Annotated in this window: 16 protein-coding genes; 3 read left to right on the forward strand and 13 right to left on the reverse strand. The window is 37.4% G+C overall.

What is annotated here, in order from left to right; genetic code table 11:
- Positions 1 to 119: 119 nt before the first annotated feature.
- Positions 120 to 839: a plasminogen-binding N-terminal domain-containing protein gene (locus tag CMCT_RS05845; protein WP_034969633.1), complete on the forward strand. Its 720-nt coding sequence runs from the start codon at positions 120 to 122 to the stop codon at positions 837 to 839.
- Positions 836 to 1,642, forward strand: a complete 807-nt coding sequence (locus CMCT_RS05850) for a YihY/virulence factor BrkB family protein (protein ID WP_082198668.1) — start codon at positions 836 to 838, stop codon at positions 1,640 to 1,642. The genes CMCT_RS05845 and CMCT_RS05850 overlap by 4 nt, the downstream gene beginning before the upstream one ends.
- Here CMCT_RS05850 and CMCT_RS05855 read toward each other — a convergent pair.
- From CMCT_RS05855 to pheS, 11 genes are all read right to left on the reverse strand, one after another.
- Positions 1,619 to 2,833 carry a ComEC/Rec2 family competence protein gene (locus CMCT_RS05855; RefSeq protein ID WP_034969693.1) on the reverse strand — a complete coding sequence of 405 codons (1,215 nt, stop codon included), beginning with the start codon at positions 2,831 to 2,833 and terminating at the stop codon, positions 1,619 to 1,621. The two genes, CMCT_RS05850 and CMCT_RS05855, sit on opposite strands and share 24 nt — an antisense overlap.
- Positions 2,834 to 2,862: 29 nt before the next feature.
- A complete protein-coding gene (locus tag CMCT_RS05860; RefSeq protein WP_034969636.1) occupies positions 2,863 to 4,275 on the reverse strand; it encodes a replicative DNA helicase in 1,413 nt (470 codons plus the stop codon).
- Entirely contained in the window at positions 4,275 to 5,333 is a 1,059-nt protein-coding gene (gene ispG / locus CMCT_RS05865) for a flavodoxin-dependent (E)-4-hydroxy-3-methylbut-2-enyl-diphosphate synthase (protein WP_034969640.1), read from the reverse strand. The genes CMCT_RS05860 and ispG overlap by 1 nt, the downstream gene beginning before the upstream one ends.
- 19 nt (positions 5,334 to 5,352) lie before the next feature.
- Complete coding sequence (gene serA, locus CMCT_RS05870) at positions 5,353 to 6,930, reverse strand: phosphoglycerate dehydrogenase (RefSeq protein ID WP_034969643.1); 1,578 nt, start codon at positions 6,928 to 6,930, stop codon at positions 5,353 to 5,355.
- The gene (locus CMCT_RS05875) at positions 6,927 to 7,409 is read right to left on the reverse strand and encodes a hypothetical protein (RefSeq protein WP_034969645.1); all 483 of its coding nucleotides are present in this window, start codon (positions 7,407 to 7,409) and stop codon (positions 6,927 to 6,929) included. The genes serA and CMCT_RS05875 overlap by 4 nt, the downstream gene beginning before the upstream one ends.
- 9 nt (positions 7,410 to 7,418) lie before the next feature.
- Positions 7,419 to 9,071, reverse strand: coding sequence for a 30S ribosomal protein S1 (locus tag CMCT_RS05880; protein WP_034969648.1), 1,653 nt, complete (start codon positions 9,069 to 9,071; stop codon positions 7,419 to 7,421).
- Between the two features lie 84 nt (positions 9,072 to 9,155).
- Positions 9,156 to 9,611, reverse strand: coding sequence for a low molecular weight protein-tyrosine-phosphatase (locus CMCT_RS05885; RefSeq protein WP_034969651.1), 456 nt, complete (start codon positions 9,609 to 9,611; stop codon positions 9,156 to 9,158).
- Complete coding sequence (locus CMCT_RS05890) at positions 9,608 to 10,444, reverse strand: 4-hydroxy-3-methylbut-2-enyl diphosphate reductase (RefSeq protein ID WP_034969653.1); 837 nt, start codon at positions 10,442 to 10,444, stop codon at positions 9,608 to 9,610. Before CMCT_RS05890 ends, CMCT_RS05885 begins: the two co-directional genes overlap by 4 nt.
- Positions 10,434 to 11,708 (reverse strand): 3-phosphoshikimate 1-carboxyvinyltransferase, encoded by a 1,275-nt coding sequence (gene aroA / locus CMCT_RS05895; protein WP_034969656.1) that lies wholly within the window; start codon positions 11,706 to 11,708, stop codon positions 10,434 to 10,436. Before aroA ends, CMCT_RS05890 begins: the two co-directional genes overlap by 11 nt.
- Positions 11,705 to 14,035 carry a phenylalanine--tRNA ligase subunit beta gene (gene pheT / locus CMCT_RS05900; RefSeq protein WP_176325063.1) on the reverse strand — a complete coding sequence of 777 codons (2,331 nt, stop codon included), beginning with the start codon at positions 14,033 to 14,035 and terminating at the stop codon, positions 11,705 to 11,707. Before pheT ends, aroA begins: the two co-directional genes overlap by 4 nt.
- Positions 14,032 to 15,024 carry a phenylalanine--tRNA ligase subunit alpha gene (gene pheS / locus CMCT_RS05905; protein WP_169753281.1) on the reverse strand — a complete coding sequence of 331 codons (993 nt, stop codon included), beginning with the start codon at positions 15,022 to 15,024 and terminating at the stop codon, positions 14,032 to 14,034. Before pheS ends, pheT begins: the two co-directional genes overlap by 4 nt.
- Positions 15,025 to 15,143: 119 nt before the next feature.
- On the opposite strand from pheS, the gene CMCT_RS05910 reads away from it, so the two are divergent.
- Positions 15,144 to 15,497: a histidine triad nucleotide-binding protein gene (locus CMCT_RS05910; RefSeq protein ID WP_034969658.1), complete on the forward strand. Its 354-nt coding sequence runs from the start codon at positions 15,144 to 15,146 to the stop codon at positions 15,495 to 15,497.
- A 29-nt stretch (positions 15,498 to 15,526) separates the two neighbouring features.
- Here CMCT_RS05910 and argH read toward each other — a convergent pair whose 3' ends face one another.
- Complete coding sequence (gene argH / locus CMCT_RS05915; RefSeq protein WP_034969661.1) at positions 15,527 to 16,915, reverse strand: argininosuccinate lyase; 1,389 nt, start codon at positions 16,913 to 16,915, stop codon at positions 15,527 to 15,529.
- Positions 16,916 to 16,917: 2 nt separating this feature from the next.
- A complete protein-coding gene (locus CMCT_RS05920; protein WP_034969663.1) occupies positions 16,918 to 17,466 on the reverse strand; it encodes a hypothetical protein in 549 nt (182 codons plus the stop codon).
- Between the last annotated feature and the right edge of the window lie 2 nt (positions 17,467 to 17,468).

The raw sequence follows: 17,468 nt of genomic DNA on the forward strand, positions 1-17,468 counted from the left end.
GTCCTTAAAAAATAATATAAAAATTTCTGTGTATGTTACTAAAATTTTTCTTACATTTTGCAAAAAATAAAGCATTTTAAGCTATAATCAGCTAAAAAATCACAGCAGGAGATAGGAATTTGAAAAAAATTTTACTTACACTAACACTTTTTACAGCACTAGTTTTTGGGGCTGATCTTGGATTAAGGGAGTATAAAACTCCAATTATTAGCATTGACGATGATGATACAGCTACTATAATCGATAGTCCTGATATTATCGTTGGTTCAAGCGGTATAGTAATACACAAATTTAACTCAAGCGACCGCTCGATTATCGCTAGAGCGAGTGTAGTTTCAAAATCTAGTGGTTTTGCAAAGGTTCGTTTTGAGGTGTTTGATACACTAGAGCAAAGGGCTCTTCCATTGCCTGGCATAGCACCAAAAACCGATGATATGGTCGTACTAAACTATCTATACTCACGCTCAATCATAATCGCCCCAAATAAAGAAATTTACAACGAAGTTGTGGGTGTGTTTAGAGATGTTACGTTTATTCATCCAGATTTAGTGGGAGCATACTTAAGCTACAACTATAAGCCAAATCCTAGTCGCGACGACTTTAGAAAGATGTGCTCACAAAGTGCGGCTGGACTGATTTTTATAGCTATGGACTCAAAAAGCGTATTTGCTGATTGCCAAAGTTTTAAGGTTTTAAAGGAGTTTAAAAGTGGCGAGGTTGAGTATTACCAATTACCATTTTATACAAGGGTAAAAGATATCGACACAGTATTTTACAAACTTGATAGCGAACATATCAACAACTACGACGCACACTACGATAGCCTACTAGAACAATGATAAACAAGCTCCTTTGTGGTTTAAAACTGGCATTTAAAATTTTATCAGGTTTTAAAGACAAGGAGCTTATGCACTATGCCTCTAGCCTTAGTTTTCATACGATAATGTCAATTATACCCGTTTTACTGCTAAGCTTTTCACTTTTTACAAAGCTTCCGGTTTTTGAGGTTTATTACTCAAAAATCGAGGATTTTATGTTCTCATCAATGCTTCCAACTCATCAAGATGTGATAAGCAAATACATCCAAACTTTTTTGCAAAATAGCGGAAATTTAGGGATAATTGGCTTTATAGCCATACTTTTTACCTCGGCTATGTTTTTTATGGACTACGAACACGTTGTAAATAAAATAATGAACACAAAACACCGAAGTTTTTGGAGCTCGTTAAGCTCGTATTGGACGCTTATAACACTTGCACCAATGGGACTAGCTCTTAGTTTTTATCTATCAAGTATCTTTCAAGATATTTTAAACTCCAACGAATATACAAGCTCCATAAATTTTCTAAGCGTGTTTCCATATCTGATAATATGGGTGATATTTTGCGTGACATATCTAATCTCAGTAAGTGAGCCAGTTAAATTTAAAAATGCCCTTTTTAGCTCGTTTATAACATCGCTCGTTTGGTATCTTGGAAAGTCACTTTTTGTGTATTACGCACTTCATAACAAAACATATCTTAGTATTTATGGTTCATTTTCGATTATGCTACTTTTCTTTTTGTGGGTCTACATCTCTTGGATTATCTTTCTTTATGGCTTTAAAATTTGTGCCTTTTTAAATCAAAAGAGTAAATTTTAAAATACCAAAAATAGGCAAAATCACAGCAATTAGTCTAAATTTTATAGCCAAAATTGAGAGTGCATTAAATACCAAAAACTCATAAATTTTAATATCGACGCTAATAAATTCCGCCTTAAAATTTAAAAATTTAAGCAACAAATCATCAAAAACAGAGCCAAAACCAACTAGATGAAAAACAAGACTGGCTGGATAAAAGATGATAAAAGCATAACTAGCAGGGATAACCAAAAACTGGGCAAACGAGATAATGGGAAAGAAAAATAAAACTGGAATTTGCATAACAAAAAACAGATAAAAATTTAAAAACACAGAGTGAGCCACAAAACCAAAACGATCTTTAAAGTATTTTAAATAGATAAAAATATAAAAAACGCCCATACAAGATAGATAAAAGCCGATATTAAAAAGCAAACTAGGAAATAAAGCAATGCAAATTCCAACACAAGTTGAAAGTGTTTGGAAGTTTAAAATTTTTATCCCTCTTAAAAGCATAAAAAATCCAAAAACTGCCATACAAAAAGCACGTAAAAAGCTAGGGACAAACCCAAGCAGTAAAAAATAAAATACACAAATCACAAAAGCGAGTATAAAAATATCAAATTTATAATCTCTCCAAGGGCAAAATTTCTGATAAAGTGGTCTTAAAATGGGAGTTAAAAGCAAAAATATAAGACTAAATATGACGCCTAAATGATATCCACTTATTGCGACAAGATGACTAACGCCAAGCAACGTGACATCATCTCTAAGCTCTTTTGAGATACTATCTGCTAAAAACAAAGCCGAGTAAAGTTCGGATATTTTTGCGTTTTGGTGTTGGGAATTTATAGCAGATATAAGGCTATCTCTAAGCGTTGGCGAGTGTTTGTATGGCTTGATTTTGACATAGCTTGTTGGCATATAAAATTTATTTGAGATAAAATCTAAAAATTTCACATCAACAGAGTGGATAGTGAGGTTTAAATAATCGTTTTGTTTAAATTTTGATCTTGAAGTTGTATAAAAGCTAAAATTTTCTGACTTTAAATGCAAAACAGAGTAAGACAAACCATTGTTCTGTTTAACATAGCTTCTAAGCACAACAGCCTTTATATCCTGCTCTCCTGCGTCCATAAAATCGCTATATCGTAAAAATTCGCTAAATAAATTTACAAAAAACAGTGCAAAAATAAAGAGCCAAAAAAGCATCAACTCTTTTGGCGTATAAAAAAGCTTCACTATCCGCTAAAAGCGACCTCGGCAACAGGCTGACTAACCGGATCAACAAAGCGAGTATATCTAGACTGAAACACTACATCAACGTGCCCAGGCTCACCATTTCGGTTTTTGCCGATGATAATCTCTGCTTTTTCTTCAATCTTATTACGCTCAAAACTACTTTTATACTCTTTGCCGTCAGCTCTTGCTTGTTGCTCTTTTTCACGCTCTTCTTGCTCTTTGTAAACCTCTTCGCGGTAAACAAAAAGTATCATATCAGCGTCTTGCTCTATCGCTCCAGACTCCCTTAAATCGCTTAACATAGGTCGCTTATTTGCCCTATTTTCAAGCCCCCTATTAAGCTGAGAAAGTGCGATGATAGGCATATCAAGCTCCCTTGCAAGTAGTTTTAAGCCACGTGAAATTTCAGCTATCTGCAAATGACGCTCACTAAAATTACTCGTACTCATCATAAGTCCGATATAGTCAATAACACAAAGTGAAATTTCAGGATGAGCCGACTTTAGTTTTCGCATTTGAGTGCGAACTTGATGGATATTTACATATCCAGAATCGTGCACAAAGAGCTTTTTTTGGCTCATCTCCTCACACGCATTGTTTAAATTTGTAAGCTCTTCATCGCTCATATTTGCACTAATTATATTTTGAAGCGGTATAGAAGTTTTAGCCGAAAGCATACGCATCATAATCTGCTCTGCTGGCATTTCAAGCGAGAAAAACACCACGCCCAAATTCTCTTTTAAAACTTGATTTATAAAATTTAAACAAAGCGTGGTTTTGCCCATACCAGGACGAGCCGCAACTATGACTAAATCGCCACGTTTAAAGCCGTTTGTCTTTTCGTTTAATGCACGAAAACCAGTGCTAAGTCCGACCACTGCCTGTCCGTCAAGCTGGGCTTGTTTTTTAAGATACTCAACCAAATTTTCAACTATTTGTGGACTATTTTTTATCGCTCCACTCTTTTGACTGTCAACTAATGAGTATAAATCAGCGCTAATCTCATCGACCATATCACGGCTTTGCTTATCCTCATTTACCTTGCTTGGCATACCCTGAGCTATCTTGACAAGTCCGCGTTTAACAGATTTTTCCTTAAGCTCAACAGCATATTTTTCAATGTCAATAATGGCGTTTGTGCCTAAAATTTCGCCCATTATACTCTCATCAAATTTATCGCCAAGCTTATTTTTTAAAAACGTCGTTGCTATTGGCTGATCGGTGTTTAAGCACTCAATCATAGCACGAAAAATATCGCTATGGCCTTTTAGATAAAAGTCATCGGCCTTGATAGTATCGTAAATTTCACTCAGAGCGTCGTTATTAAGTATTATTGAGCTTAGGATTGCACGCTCCATATCAAGATCGTAAAGATTATGAAGGTCTATGTTTTCAAATTTACTTTTTGCCATTACTGCCTACTTTTTATCTCATCATCAATCTCTGCTAAAAAGCGATCAACTAGCTCACTCTCTTTTAGCTTTGCCACCACTTCCCCACGACGCATTATTAGCCCGTTGCCCTTGCCAAAGGCTATTGCCACGTCAGCACCCTTTGCCTCGCCAATAGCATTTACCACACAGCCCATTACGCTTACATTTAGTGGCTCTTTTATGTGTTTAGTTTTTTCTTCAACAAGCTTTATAGCACTCATCAAATCGCTTTGCAAACGCCCACAAGTCGGACAAGAGATGATATTTAGCCCCTCTTTTTGACGACCACTATCCTTTAAAATCGCCTTTGCAACCTTTATTTCTTCTTCAAGTTCGCCTGTAATGCTAACCCTCATCGTATCGCCAATGCCTTTTAATAAAAGCCCTCCAAGCGCGATTGCCGACTTTATCGTAGCGTGAAAGGTCGTCCCAGCTTCGGTAACGCCAAGATGAAATGGATAGATAACCTTTGGACGAAGCTCTTCATAAGCTCTCATCGTCCTAGCAACATCGCTTGATTTTAGTGAAATTTTAATATCAGTAAAGCCAAAATCCTCTAATAATTTTATATTATAAAGTGCCGAAGCCACCATTGCTTCAACACTTCTGCCGTATTTTTGCTCAAACTGCTCTTCAAGTGAGCCAGAATTTACACCAATTCTAATTGGCAAATTTCGCTCTTTACACGCCTCTACAACCGCTTTTATCCGCTCTTTTGAGCCGATATTACCGGGATTTATACGCACACCATCTACAAACTCACTTGCGATTAAAGCTAAGCGGTAGTTAAAGTGTATGTCAGCCACGACCGGCAATGGACTTTGTGCCACTATCTCTTTTAGAGCATTTGCGTCATCTTTATCAAGCACGGCACACCTAACGATATCGCAACCTGCAAAATAAAGGCGATTGATTTGTTCTAGTGTGCCTTTGACATCCTTTGTCTTTGAAAATGTCATTGACTGCACCGAGATTGGGGCGTCGCCACCGATTAGGACGTTGCGAATTTTTATCTGTTTAGTAGGATATCTTTGCAAAATTTCACCTTTTAAATTATCAAACGACAACGTAAGACGCCCAGACACAAGCGTCTATCGCATTTAGTTTAGATAGCAACTCTTTGCTAATATGCTCATCAACCAAGATAACAGCAAGTGCCATACCGTGATTATCCCTGCCAAGGCGGAAGTCGGCGATGTTTATCTTATCAGCCGCCAAAATAGCACTAATACTTGCAATAACCCCTGGTATATCGTGGTTTTTAAATATTATCATTTTACCTTTTGGCTTAAAGTCGGTCTTAAAGCCATTTACACTAACTATGCGTTGCTCATTTTCACCAAAAACCGTTCCACCAATAGTCACAACATCGCTCTCTGTTGTTATTCTAACGCTGATTTTATTTTTATATCCACTCTCTGGTGCGACTATTGCTTCTGTTGTTATGCCTTTTTCATCGCACAAAAATTTCGCATTTACATAATTTATGCTATCGCCAAGACTCTCTCTTAAGGCACCAACAATGGCAAATGTAAGCATAGATTTTGCATACTCTCCAATCTGCCCCTCTGTTTCAACCCTGATAGCTTTAATAGCCTTTTTATTTATTTGAGCACCCAAAAATGACATTTTGCTAACAAGCTCGACATAAGGCTCAACAAACGGCGGTAGGTCATCCGTTTTTATAGGCAAATTTAGCGCATTTGGATAGCTTATGCCACGAGCCGCACTTATGGCTTGTTCAACTGCCTCTATTGCGATATTTCTTTGGCTTTCAAGCGTATTTGCACCAAGATGTGGCGTGACGCTCACATTTGGCAAATCTAAAAGTGGATGGTTTATAGCTGGTTCTTTTGAAAATACATCAATACCAGCAAAGGCGATTTTACCGCTTTTTAGTCCGTCATAAAGAGCCTCTTCATTATAAAGTCCACCCCTAGCACAATTTATCAGCCTGACACCGTCTTTCATCTTTGAAATTTCAGCTTCGCCTATTATATCGGTTGTTTCTCTTGTTTTTGGCGTGTGGATTGTGATGAAATCACATTTTAAAATATCATCAAAATTTGCAGTATAAACACCGCCCATATCGATCACTTTTGCAGGGTCAATGTAAGGGTCGTAGGCGATGATATTCATACCAAAAGCCTTTGCACGGACTGCGACTCGTGAGCCTATGTTACCAAAGCCAATGACGCCTAAAGTTTTATTAAAAAGCTCAACTCCATACCACTTTTCGCGTTTCCAAATTCTATCTACTTTTAAATCATTGTGTGCATACGGAAAAGACCTTGCGGCTGCTAACATATGAGCCATAGTAAGTTCAACGGCTGCTATAGTGTTTGCCGTAGGCACGTTCATAGCTATGATACCTCGACGTGAACAGCCGTCTATATCGACATTATCAACGCCAACCCCGGCACGAACCACGGCTTTTAGCCTTTTTGCCGAATTTAAAAACTTCTCATCAACATCGGTCGAGCTTCTAGTGATGGCAACATCGGCTTCGCCTAAAATTTCTAAAAGCTTATCTTTTGGCGTAGAAACTGCGTCTATGACTTTTATGTCTTGCTCTTTAGATAAAATTTCAAAACCAGCCTTGTGAATAGCATCGCAAACTATGATAGTTTTCATATCTTTACCTCCGTTACACTTGTATCTATATCGTATTTTCTAAGCTTTAAAATAATCTTTTGCAAAAGCTCAGAGTCTTGCGTATTTAAAAAAATTTGACTCTTTACGCCGTCTTTAATAATTGTAAAATCAACATTGCTATCTTTTAGAGTCTGCGTCAAACAAAACATAGAATAAACATCGTTTTTATCAATGAAAAGCTGATACGCAGTCTTTTGAGGCTCTTTGTTTTTACGCTTATAGTGTATAAAAATTTCATTTACTGGCAACACATACTCTTTTTTGCCAAGCCCAGCAAGATCTTTTACCCAGCTTGTCTGTTGCTCTTTGGTTAAATTCTCTTTTGATTGATATGTAGTAGTCGTATCGTTAGATAGGGAGGCGGTGTCTGAGTTTGCAAATTTATACAGATAAACACCGCTAATACCCACTAAAATAAGCAAGAGCAAAACAACAGCTAAAAGAGTGTTTTTACCCATTGCAAATTATTATTTTAATTGCTCTTTAATAATGTCGCCAAGAGTCATCTTGTCATCACTATTTATCTCGTTTAGAACTTCACGCTCTTTTGCACGAGCCAACTGGCGAATGCTTAGACGTATGCGATTTTTCTTTTCATCTATAAAGGCTATACTTGCCTCTATATCATCGCCTATGTTTAAAGTAGCCACATCTACATTGCCAAGGTCTTCTTTTCTAATAAGCGCGTCAACATTTTCGCCAAGCTCAACAAACACGCCAAAATCTTTGATATCGCGAATTTTACCCTTTATAGCTTCGCCGATATTGTGTTTTTTAGCAAATTCGCCAACTGGGCTTTGTTTTAGCTCTTTTATGCTAAGTGAAATTTTCTGCTCTTTGTCGTCGATTTTAGAAATTTTAACTTCTATCTCATCGCCAACTTTAAAGATATCTTTGCACTTTTGACTTCTATCCCAAGACGCATCTTCGTTGTGCAATAAACCCTCAACACAACCTATACGAACAAATGCACCAAAAGCCGTAGTTGTAGTTACCACGCCTTTTACTACGTCACCCTCTTTAAATTTAGATTTAAACTCATCAAATGGTTTTGGTAGTAAATTTTTAAGGCTCACTCTTAATCTACGATCTTTAGCGTCTATTTCAATAACTTCAACGTCAATCTCTTCGCCCTCAGTTATGTGATCTTTTGGATTTTTGATATTTTTATCCCACGAAATTTCAGAGATGTGCAAAAAGCCCTCAATATCATTGCCAAGATCGACAAATGCACCATAAGGCTCGATATTACTAACTATAACTTTTATAGTATCACCAACTTCTAAGCCATCTTTTATCTCATCCCAAGGATCTGGAGTTGCAGCTTTTATAGATAGTGAAAGGTGGCGTTTTTCGTTGTCATAACTCATAACTTTTACTAAAACTTTATCGCCCTCTTTGTAAATAGAACTTGGATTTACTGGACCTTTGTAGCTTATCTCGCTGTAGTGAACCAAGCCATCAACACCGCCAACGTCTACAAACATACCATAGGTTGTGATTTTTTTGATAGTGCCTTCCATTACATCAGCGTTATCAACTATGCCTAAAAGTGCCTCTTTGCGTTTTTTTCTGTCTTCATCAAGTAGTTTTTTGCGTGAAACTACGATACTTTGCTCATCTTTATCAACTTTTATTATTTTTACTTTATAGCTTTTGCCGACTATATCGTTTGAATTTTTAAATCCACTTTGAGTTTTTGGTAGGAAAAATTCAACACCATTTGCGTCAGTAGCGACAAACCCACCTTTGTTTTTACCAACGATTTTAACATCAATCGGCTCGGCAAATTTCTCAGGATCGTAAGCGTCAATGAAAGCTTTAACTTTCTCTTTTCTAAGTGCTTTTTTGTGAGATACAACACCACGACCAGTGATTACAACCTTTATCGTATCACCTACGTTGTAAAGCAAATTTCCCTTTGCGTCTGTAATCTCAGAAAGTGGCAATCTACCCTCTGACTTTTTACCAATATCCACTAAAGCCTCATCGCCTCTAATCTCAACGATAGTGCCTTCGCTATCCTCTTCAGTCTTTTTAAAAGACTCCTCTAACATCGCAGCAAAATCAACATCGTCAATGTCGTCTGCCTTAAACTGAACGCTTTTGTTCACAGCCATCTTAATCCTTTGAAAATTTTAGTATTTACCAAAAAAGAGTAAATTGCCTGATTTTAGCCAAAAAAGGCTTATTTGGTGCTAAATTTAAAAAATAAATTTTAGCTCTTTTAAAAAGCCTTCAAGTCCTAGCATAATATCATCGTAAGTTTTATCAAAATCTCCGCTATACCAAGGGTCAGCAATATCCCTATCAAGCCCAGCAAAGCTTAAAAGCTTAAAGGTTTTTTTAGCGTCAAAACTAGTAAATTTTGCTAAATTTTTAATGTTTTGAGTATCCATAGCAATTATGTAATCATAATCTTTAAAATCTTGATTTGTAATCTGAACGGCTCTGTGTGGCACGAGCGGAATTTCTAGGCTTTTTAGCTTATTTGCTGTGCCAAAATGCGGAGGAAAGCCTATCTCATCGGTGCTTGTTGCAGCTGAGTTTATCTGAAATTTATCGCTTAGCCCACGCTTTTTTACAATGTGTGTAAAAACCGACTCCGCCATTGTGCTTCGGCAGATATTGCCGTGACAGACAAACAGAACTTTTATCACATCTCACCTTTTATTAAATTAATCTTATCCACAACCCTTTGAATAACCCAATCAGGTGTGCTAGCTCCAGCTGCCACGCCACATAAATTTTTAGCTTCAAACCACGATTTTTCAAGCTCGGCCTCGTTTTCTATTAGGTAGCTATCATCACAAAACTGCTTTGAAATGTAGTAAAGTTGCTTTGTGTTTGAGCTGTTTTTACCACCGATAATTATCATCACATCGGCACGAGTTGATAGCTCTCTTGTAGCTTCTTGGTTTTCAAAAGTGGCATTACAAATAGTGTTAAAAACCCTAACCTCTTTAACTTTTAACATTAAAAAATTAACAATTTGGCTAAATTTTTCAAATTTTCGTGTCGTTTGGCTTAAAACGGCGACCCTTTGAGATAGCCTTATATTTTCAAGCTCACTCTCATCAAGCACGACAAATACCTTGCCCTTTGCATAGGACTTTACACCCTTAATCTCTGGGTGATTTTCATCGCCAAAGATGACGATATCATAGCCTTCATCGCTCATTTTTTCACAAATTTGCTGTGGTTTTGTAACAAACGGGCAAGTTGCGTCGATGATATTTATCCCGCTGTTTTTTAGGCTTTCAAGGTCGGCTTTTGTAATGCCGTGAGTGCGGATGATCGCCTTTTTCTCATCGGTTAAATCGTTAATGCCGTCAAGCGTTTTTACGTTAAAATTTTGCTCTAAGCGGTTTATCTCTTCGTTGTTGTGAATGAGTGGTCCGATCGTTGAAGCGTCTTTGGCATTTTCAGCGATTTTTATCGCCCTTTTTACGCCAAAACAAAAGCCATAACTACTAGCAAGTTCAATCTTCAACCCTAGCCCCCATTTGCCTTAAAATATCACTAAAATTTGGAAACGATGTGGCAATAAATTCGCTCTTTAAAATATCCATACCACAGCTAAGCCCTAAAATCGCAAAGCTCATCGCTATCCTGTGATCGCCGTGGCTGTCAATAACAGCACTTTTTGCCACGCCACCTTTTACGCTAAATCCATCATCAAACTCGCTAACTTCAATACCACAAGCCTTAAGACCAGCCACGACAACGCCTATCCTATCGCTCTCTTTTACCCTTAGCTCAGCAGCGTTTCTTAACGTGCTTACGCCCTGTGCAACGCTAAAAGCCACAGCCAAAGCTGGTGCCTCATCAATAAGCCACGAGATATTTTCGCTTACATCGGCAGCTTTAAGTTTGGCGTATTTTATCTCTATCTCGCCGATCTCTTCGTATTTTTCGCTAGTTTTTGTAAATTTTATATCAGCACCCATTTTTTCTAAAATTTTATAAGCTTCAATGCGAGTTTTGTTTAAAAGCACGTTTTTTAGCACGATATGTGAGCCTGGCACAACACAAGCGGCGACTGCAAAAAAGAAGGCTGAGCTTGGGTCGTTTGGCACTGAAATTTCAAGTGGATTTAATGGTTTAGTCATCGCTTCTAGCTTTATAACGCCGTTTTCATCGCTAATTTTAGCACCCATACCTTTTAACATTCGCTCAGTGTGATCACGACTTAACTCATCCTCGCTAAACTCACAACCATTTGAGTAAAGCCCGGCTAAAAGCAAAGCGGTCTTAATCTGAGCAGAGCTGATTTCACTCTTAAATTTAAAATAATCAAGCTTTTTGCCACGTATACAAAGTGGTGCTTTATCGCCGTCGCTCGTGCCATCAATCCTAGCTCCGACCTTAATAAGTGGCTTTGCAACACGTGCCATTGGGCGATTGTTTAGGTATTTATCGCCACTTAACACAAAAAATCCGTCCTGTGCGGCAAGAAGCCCCATAAAAACTCTCATCGCAGTCCCAGAGTTACCGCACTCTAAAACCACCTTTGGCTCGGCGATTTTTGCTGGTGGAGTGATCGTTATAGTGCCGTTTTCATCAGTTATAACGGCCCCTAGTTCACGCACGATATTTAGCGTATTTAGCGTGTCTTCGGCTCTTAAATAGTTTTTTATGACGCTTTTTTTATCGCTTAAAAGCGAGAAAATCGCACATCTGTGAGAGATTGACTTATCAGATGCGATATTTGTTAGCTCTGCAATTAGCGGTTTTGTTTGAGCAAAAACTCTCATCTTATACCTACGCTTAATTTTTCATTTAGCTTGGCTAAAATTTTATCCATTAGCACGGCTACTTCATCATCCGTAAGCGATGAGTTCATATCCTGAAATGTAAATTTCACACTTAAACTTACGTTTTTACCAAGCTCATTTGAGTGATAAATATCAACTGGCAAAAACTCTTTTAGGGTAGGAATTTTTAGCTCATTTATTGCCTCTTTTATAAGCCTAAACTCCATATCACTAGGCACGATAAGGCTTAAATCACGGCTAATACTAGGGAATTTTGAGTAAGGCACGGCCTTAATAGGCTCGTGATTTAGGGCGTCAAAATAGATCTCGCAAAGATACGTTTTAGGCAGATCTCTAAGGTCTGCAAATTTTACATGAAGTCGTCCGATATAACCTATCTCTACGCCATTTTTATAAATTTTAGCCTGTTCAAATGGGCTTAAATAGGCTATTTCATCGCTTTTTGTTAGCTCAAACTCGCCTATTACGTTCTTAATACTATTTGCAAAGCTTAAAAAATCAACTTCGGCGATTTTAACACCATTTACAAGGCTTGGCTCTTTTAAAAGTCCAGCGTGGATAAAGCCAAAACGTGAGCTTTGATCGCCATTTTGGTTAAAAACAGCACCATACTCAAAGAGTTTTACCGAGCGTTTTTGGTTTTTTATATTTTTTTCAGCCGAGCTTAAAAGATGATTTATAAGCGTTGGGCGAAGCTCGTTTAGCTCGTTATTTATAGGATTTGCAATCTGCGCTTTACAAGGTGTAAAGCCTAAAATTTTAAGCTCATCGGCACTATCAAAAACATAATGAACGCTCTCAAAAAATCCAGCACTTGCTGATTTTTTTCTTAAATCTAGTGCAAATTTGTAGCGTTTATAGGTGTTATTTAGGCGGTTTTCTTCACTAAATTTCATCGGTTTTGAAGCGATATTATCAATACCAACAATCCTGACAATCTCCTCACAAACATCGTGAGAATTTACGATATCGTGACGGAATAGTGGAATTTTGACATTAAAAATTTCAGCCTCTTGGTTAAAATTTATCTCAAAACCAAGCTTTTTTAATATCCTTAAAATATCGTTTCTTTCTATCTTTTGACCGATCATCTTATCTATCTCAGCAAGTGAGAAATTTAGCATTTTTTGCTCACGTTTCATCACGTGTTGCGAAACTCCACCATAAAGAGCAAGTTCTTTAAATGTGCTAAATTTTCTAAACAAAAACTCAACACCAAATGCCAAAAATGGCTCACTACCTCTACTAGATCGATACAAATGCTCATCTCTTGGCATTTGTTTATCAAGAGCGGTTGTTTGGGCTATGACATCTGGGCTGCTAAAACTAGCCTCTATAATGGCTATTTTTGTATCATCGCTAATCCTTGCAAAATCACTCTGATACACACCCACAACGCCTAAAATTTTACCATCGCTACTTATAATGCTTTCTTCGTTTTTGCCTTTTTTAATATCAAAATTTGCACGTTCATCAACTGAAAGTTTGTCAAAATCATAAGCCCTAAACAAAACTCCAGTGCTGTATGTAGCATAATCAAGCAATCTTTCTAAATTATTTGTCTTTTTGCAATCCATAAGTGCCAAACGAAGCGAAGTAAGTAGGTTTTCACAAATTTTCTCTTTTATCCCAACAGCCTTATATAAAACCGAGCTGTTTAGGCCCTCATCGGCACGTAAAGATATGAGTCTGCCTATGCCTGGTAGATTATCAGCGTCCTCATAAGGAGTGCTCTCTTTTAAATTTAGATCAAGTGCGACGCCAAGCTCTCTAGCGATACCATTTATACTGTTTGCGTCGCCTCTATTTGCGGTAATATCAATCTCAATAATCGCGTCGTTAAAGCACTCAAAATCGGCAATTTTTTTACCAAGCTCAAGTTTGCCAATACTCTCATCAAGCACCATTATGCCGTCATTTGTCTTTGCAAGTCCAAGTTCAGTTGATGAGCAAATCATACCACAGCTCTCAACCCCGCGAAGCTTTGCTTTTTTAATCTCAAGTCCATTTGGCATAACCGCACCGATTAGGGCAACTGGCACAAACTGCCCTGCTTCAACGTTTTTTGCACCACAAACAATTTGTAAAATTTCACTGCCGATATCGACTTGGCATATGTTTAGTTTATCAGCGTCTGGGTGCTTATCTTTGCTAGTTACATATCCTACGACTATATTTTGTGGAATTTTTATCTCTTTAAAACCATCAACTTCAAAGCCAATCGAGTTTAGTGTCTTTAAAATTTTCTCCGTGCCAAAAGCACTTAAATCAACCCATTCATTTAACCAATTTTTTGAAATTATCATCTAAACTGCTCCAATAATCTTAAATCTCCCTCAAAAAGCGACCTTAAATCAGGCACTCTGTGAAGCAACATCGCAAATCGCTCAACACCAAGTCCAAAGGCATAACCACTCACATCTTTATAGCCAACTGCCTTAAATACATTTGGATCAACTACCCCACAACCTAAAACTTCAAGCCAAGTGGTGTGCTTACAAACCCGACAACCCTCGCCGTGACAGAAAATACAACTAATATCAACCTCGGCACTAGGCTCAGTAAACGGGAAAAAACTAGGGCGAAAACGCACTTTAACATCGCCAAACATATATTTTAAGAAATTTTCAAGCATACTTTTTAAATTCGCAAAACTCACGCTATCGCCCTGCTCCACGACAAGTCCCTCAACCTGATGAAACATCGGCGTATGCGTAACGTCAAAATCACGCCTAAATACACTACCAGGTGCTATCATACGAATTGGTGGCTTTGAGCTTAGCATTTTTCTAATCTGAACCGGACTTGTATGAGTGCGTAAAAGACGGCTATCCTTTAGATAAAACGTATCTTGCATATCACGTGCTGGATGGTATTTTGGCAAATTTAGAGCCTCAAAATTGTGAAAATCGTCCTCAATCAAAGGTCCAGTTTCAAGTGAGAAATTTTGACTTACAAAATACTCAATAATCCTGTCCATAACGTCCATAACAGGATGAATCGCCCCAGTTTGCAAAGGTTCGTTAAATAGGCTAATATCAACAGCATCTTGCTTCATTTTTGCCAAAACTTCAAACTCATTTAACTCATCTTTTTTAGCTTCAAGCAAAGCACCAAGCTCATCTCGCTGTCTATTTAGGCTCTCAGCAAAATCTTTTTTTGCACTCTCATCAAGCTCTTTAAGCTTAGCAAAACCAGCGGCTAAAATCCCTTTTTTGCCAAAAATTTCAAGCCTAATCTTTTCAAGTTCGGCTAAATTTTGACAATTTTTTATCTCATTTACAAAATCTCTCAATGTCAAACCTTTTAAAAATTTTGTGTAGATTTTAGTAAAAATTTATTAAAAAACGCATAAAAAGACGATATTTTTAGCTCTTATTTGTTATAATTAGAAGTTTAAAAAAAGGAGATAAAATGACAATTTTTGAGAAGATCGTAGCTGGTGAAATTCCTTGCAATAAGGTGCTTGAAAATGAGAAATTTCTAGCATTTCGCGACATAAATCCACGTGCTCCAATCCATATCCTAATAATCCCAAAAAAGCACTTTGAAAATATCCAAGAGATGGATCCGACTTTAATGGGTGAAATGCTAAGCTTTATCCAAGAACTTGCAAGATTTATCGGTGTAGATAAAAGTGGTTACCGCTTGATTACAAACTGCGGTGAAAACGGCGGTCAAGAGGTAATGCACCTGCATTTTCATCTACTTGCTGGCAAGAAACTTGACTGGGATAGAACTAAGGCTAATCCACAATCAACTTTTTAAGTCAAAACATGAGCCAAACGGCTCACTGACTAAATTTGGCTTTTAAGCCAACTATTTATCTCGTTTATTTGTACTTCTACGGCTTTGTTTGCGGTGCCACCTCTTGAAACTCTAGCCTCTTTTGAAGTGTTTAAATCGAGAGCCTTGATGGCGTTATCATCTAAATTTTCATCAACTTCTTTAAGTTCTTTAACACCAAGCTCACTTAAGTCAACGCCTAAATTTTCAGCCTTTGCAACTGCTTTGCCAGTGATAAAGTGTGCTTGTCTAAATGGGATATTTTTTTCCCTAACCAAATAATCCGCCAAGTCAGTCGCACTAAGATGTCCTTTTTTGGTCGCATTTAGCATATTTTTACTATTAAATTTAGCAGTTTTTATCATCTCATTTAGTATGACAACCGAGGTTAAGGCTGTTTTTACACTATCAAAAACACCCTCTTTATCCTCTTGCATATCTTTGTTGTACGCTAGTGGAAGCCCTTTCATAGTGGTTAATAAGGCTACTAAATTTCCATTTACTCTGCCCGTTTTACCGCGTATAAGCTCTGCCACGTCGGGGTTTTTCTTTTGTGGCATTATCGAACTTCCAGTCGAGTAAGTGTCACTAATCGTAACAAATCCAAACTCCTGTGAACTCCACAAAATAAGCTCCTCGCAAAGCCTTGAGGCGTGGGTCATTAAAACACTTATGTTAAATAAAATTTCAAGTGCAAAATCACGATCAGATACGCTATCCATAGCATTTTGAGTAACACCACTAAAACCAAGCTCACGTGCTACAAAATCCCTGTCGATGTTATGAGGCGTTCCCGCAAGAGCAGCAGAGCCTAGCGGAGATAGGTTGTTTCTCTCAAATGAGCTTAAAAAGCGTTCAAAATCACGCTTAAACATAAACGCATACGCCATTAAATGATACGCTAGGCTAACTGGCTGGGCGTGTTGAAGGTGCGTAAAGCCCGGCATAAGCGTATCTTTGTGAGAATTTGCAAGATTTGATAAGGTAGATATAAGCTCATAAATTTTAGAGTTTATCTCACGATTTTTAGATAAAACATAAAGTCTAAAATCAAGTGCGACCTGATCGTTTCTAGAACGAGCTGTGTGAAGTTTGCCACCAAGCTCCTTGCCTATGATCTCGCTTAGGCGTTTTTCAACGCTCATATGAATATCCTCATCAGCTATTTTAAACTCAAATTTTCCGCTTTGTATCTCGCCCAAAACAGCTTCAAGTCCGTTTATAATCTGCAAGGCTTCGCTCTTTGTGATAATGCCTTGTTCGCCAAGCATTTTTGCGTGAGCCTTGCTACCAGTGATATCTTCTAGGTATAAATTTTTATCAAATTCTATCGAGGCGTTAAACTCCTCTAAAAGTTCACTGCTTTCAAGCTCAAATCTACCAGACCACATTTTTTTCATAGCTATCCTTTTTGTTTTATACTAAAAATTTTCATAAGTTCATCGCAATAGTCTTTTAAAAAATAACCCATTGCCAAGTAATAATGGCTACTTGCATTTGCCACTATGTCCTTTTGCAACAAAGTAACATAAGGTAAAAAATATGCCGTTAGAAATTTCGTAAGCAGCGTAGCGGTGTTATTGTTTAGCTCATTTTTTAATATACTTGCGATTAGTAAAAACTGATTTGACACAGAACTAGTCACGCCAAATTTTGGAGCAAATCCACACATTTTATAAAATTTTTCAATATCAGCACTAGCACCCTCTATGTAGTAATCTGCGTTAAAAAATTTATTTAAATTTATAAAATCATCGCCTATTAAAGCAATGCTTTCGTTCTCTAAAAATTTTGCGTATTCATCGCTACCTAGCTTGTAGGCGTCAGAGTCTGTTGCGATTGGCCACTTGCTACTTTTTCTAATACGCAAAACGTCATTAATATCTGGCACTTCGTTAAAATTTTTAGCAAAAATGAGTGAGATAACGCTATAAATTTCCCCCAATTTCATAA

Origin of the sequence: Campylobacter mucosalis, assembly GCF_013372205.1 — a bacterium.
GTDB classification, from domain to species: domain Bacteria; phylum Campylobacterota; class Campylobacteria; order Campylobacterales; family Campylobacteraceae; genus Campylobacter_A; species Campylobacter_A mucosalis.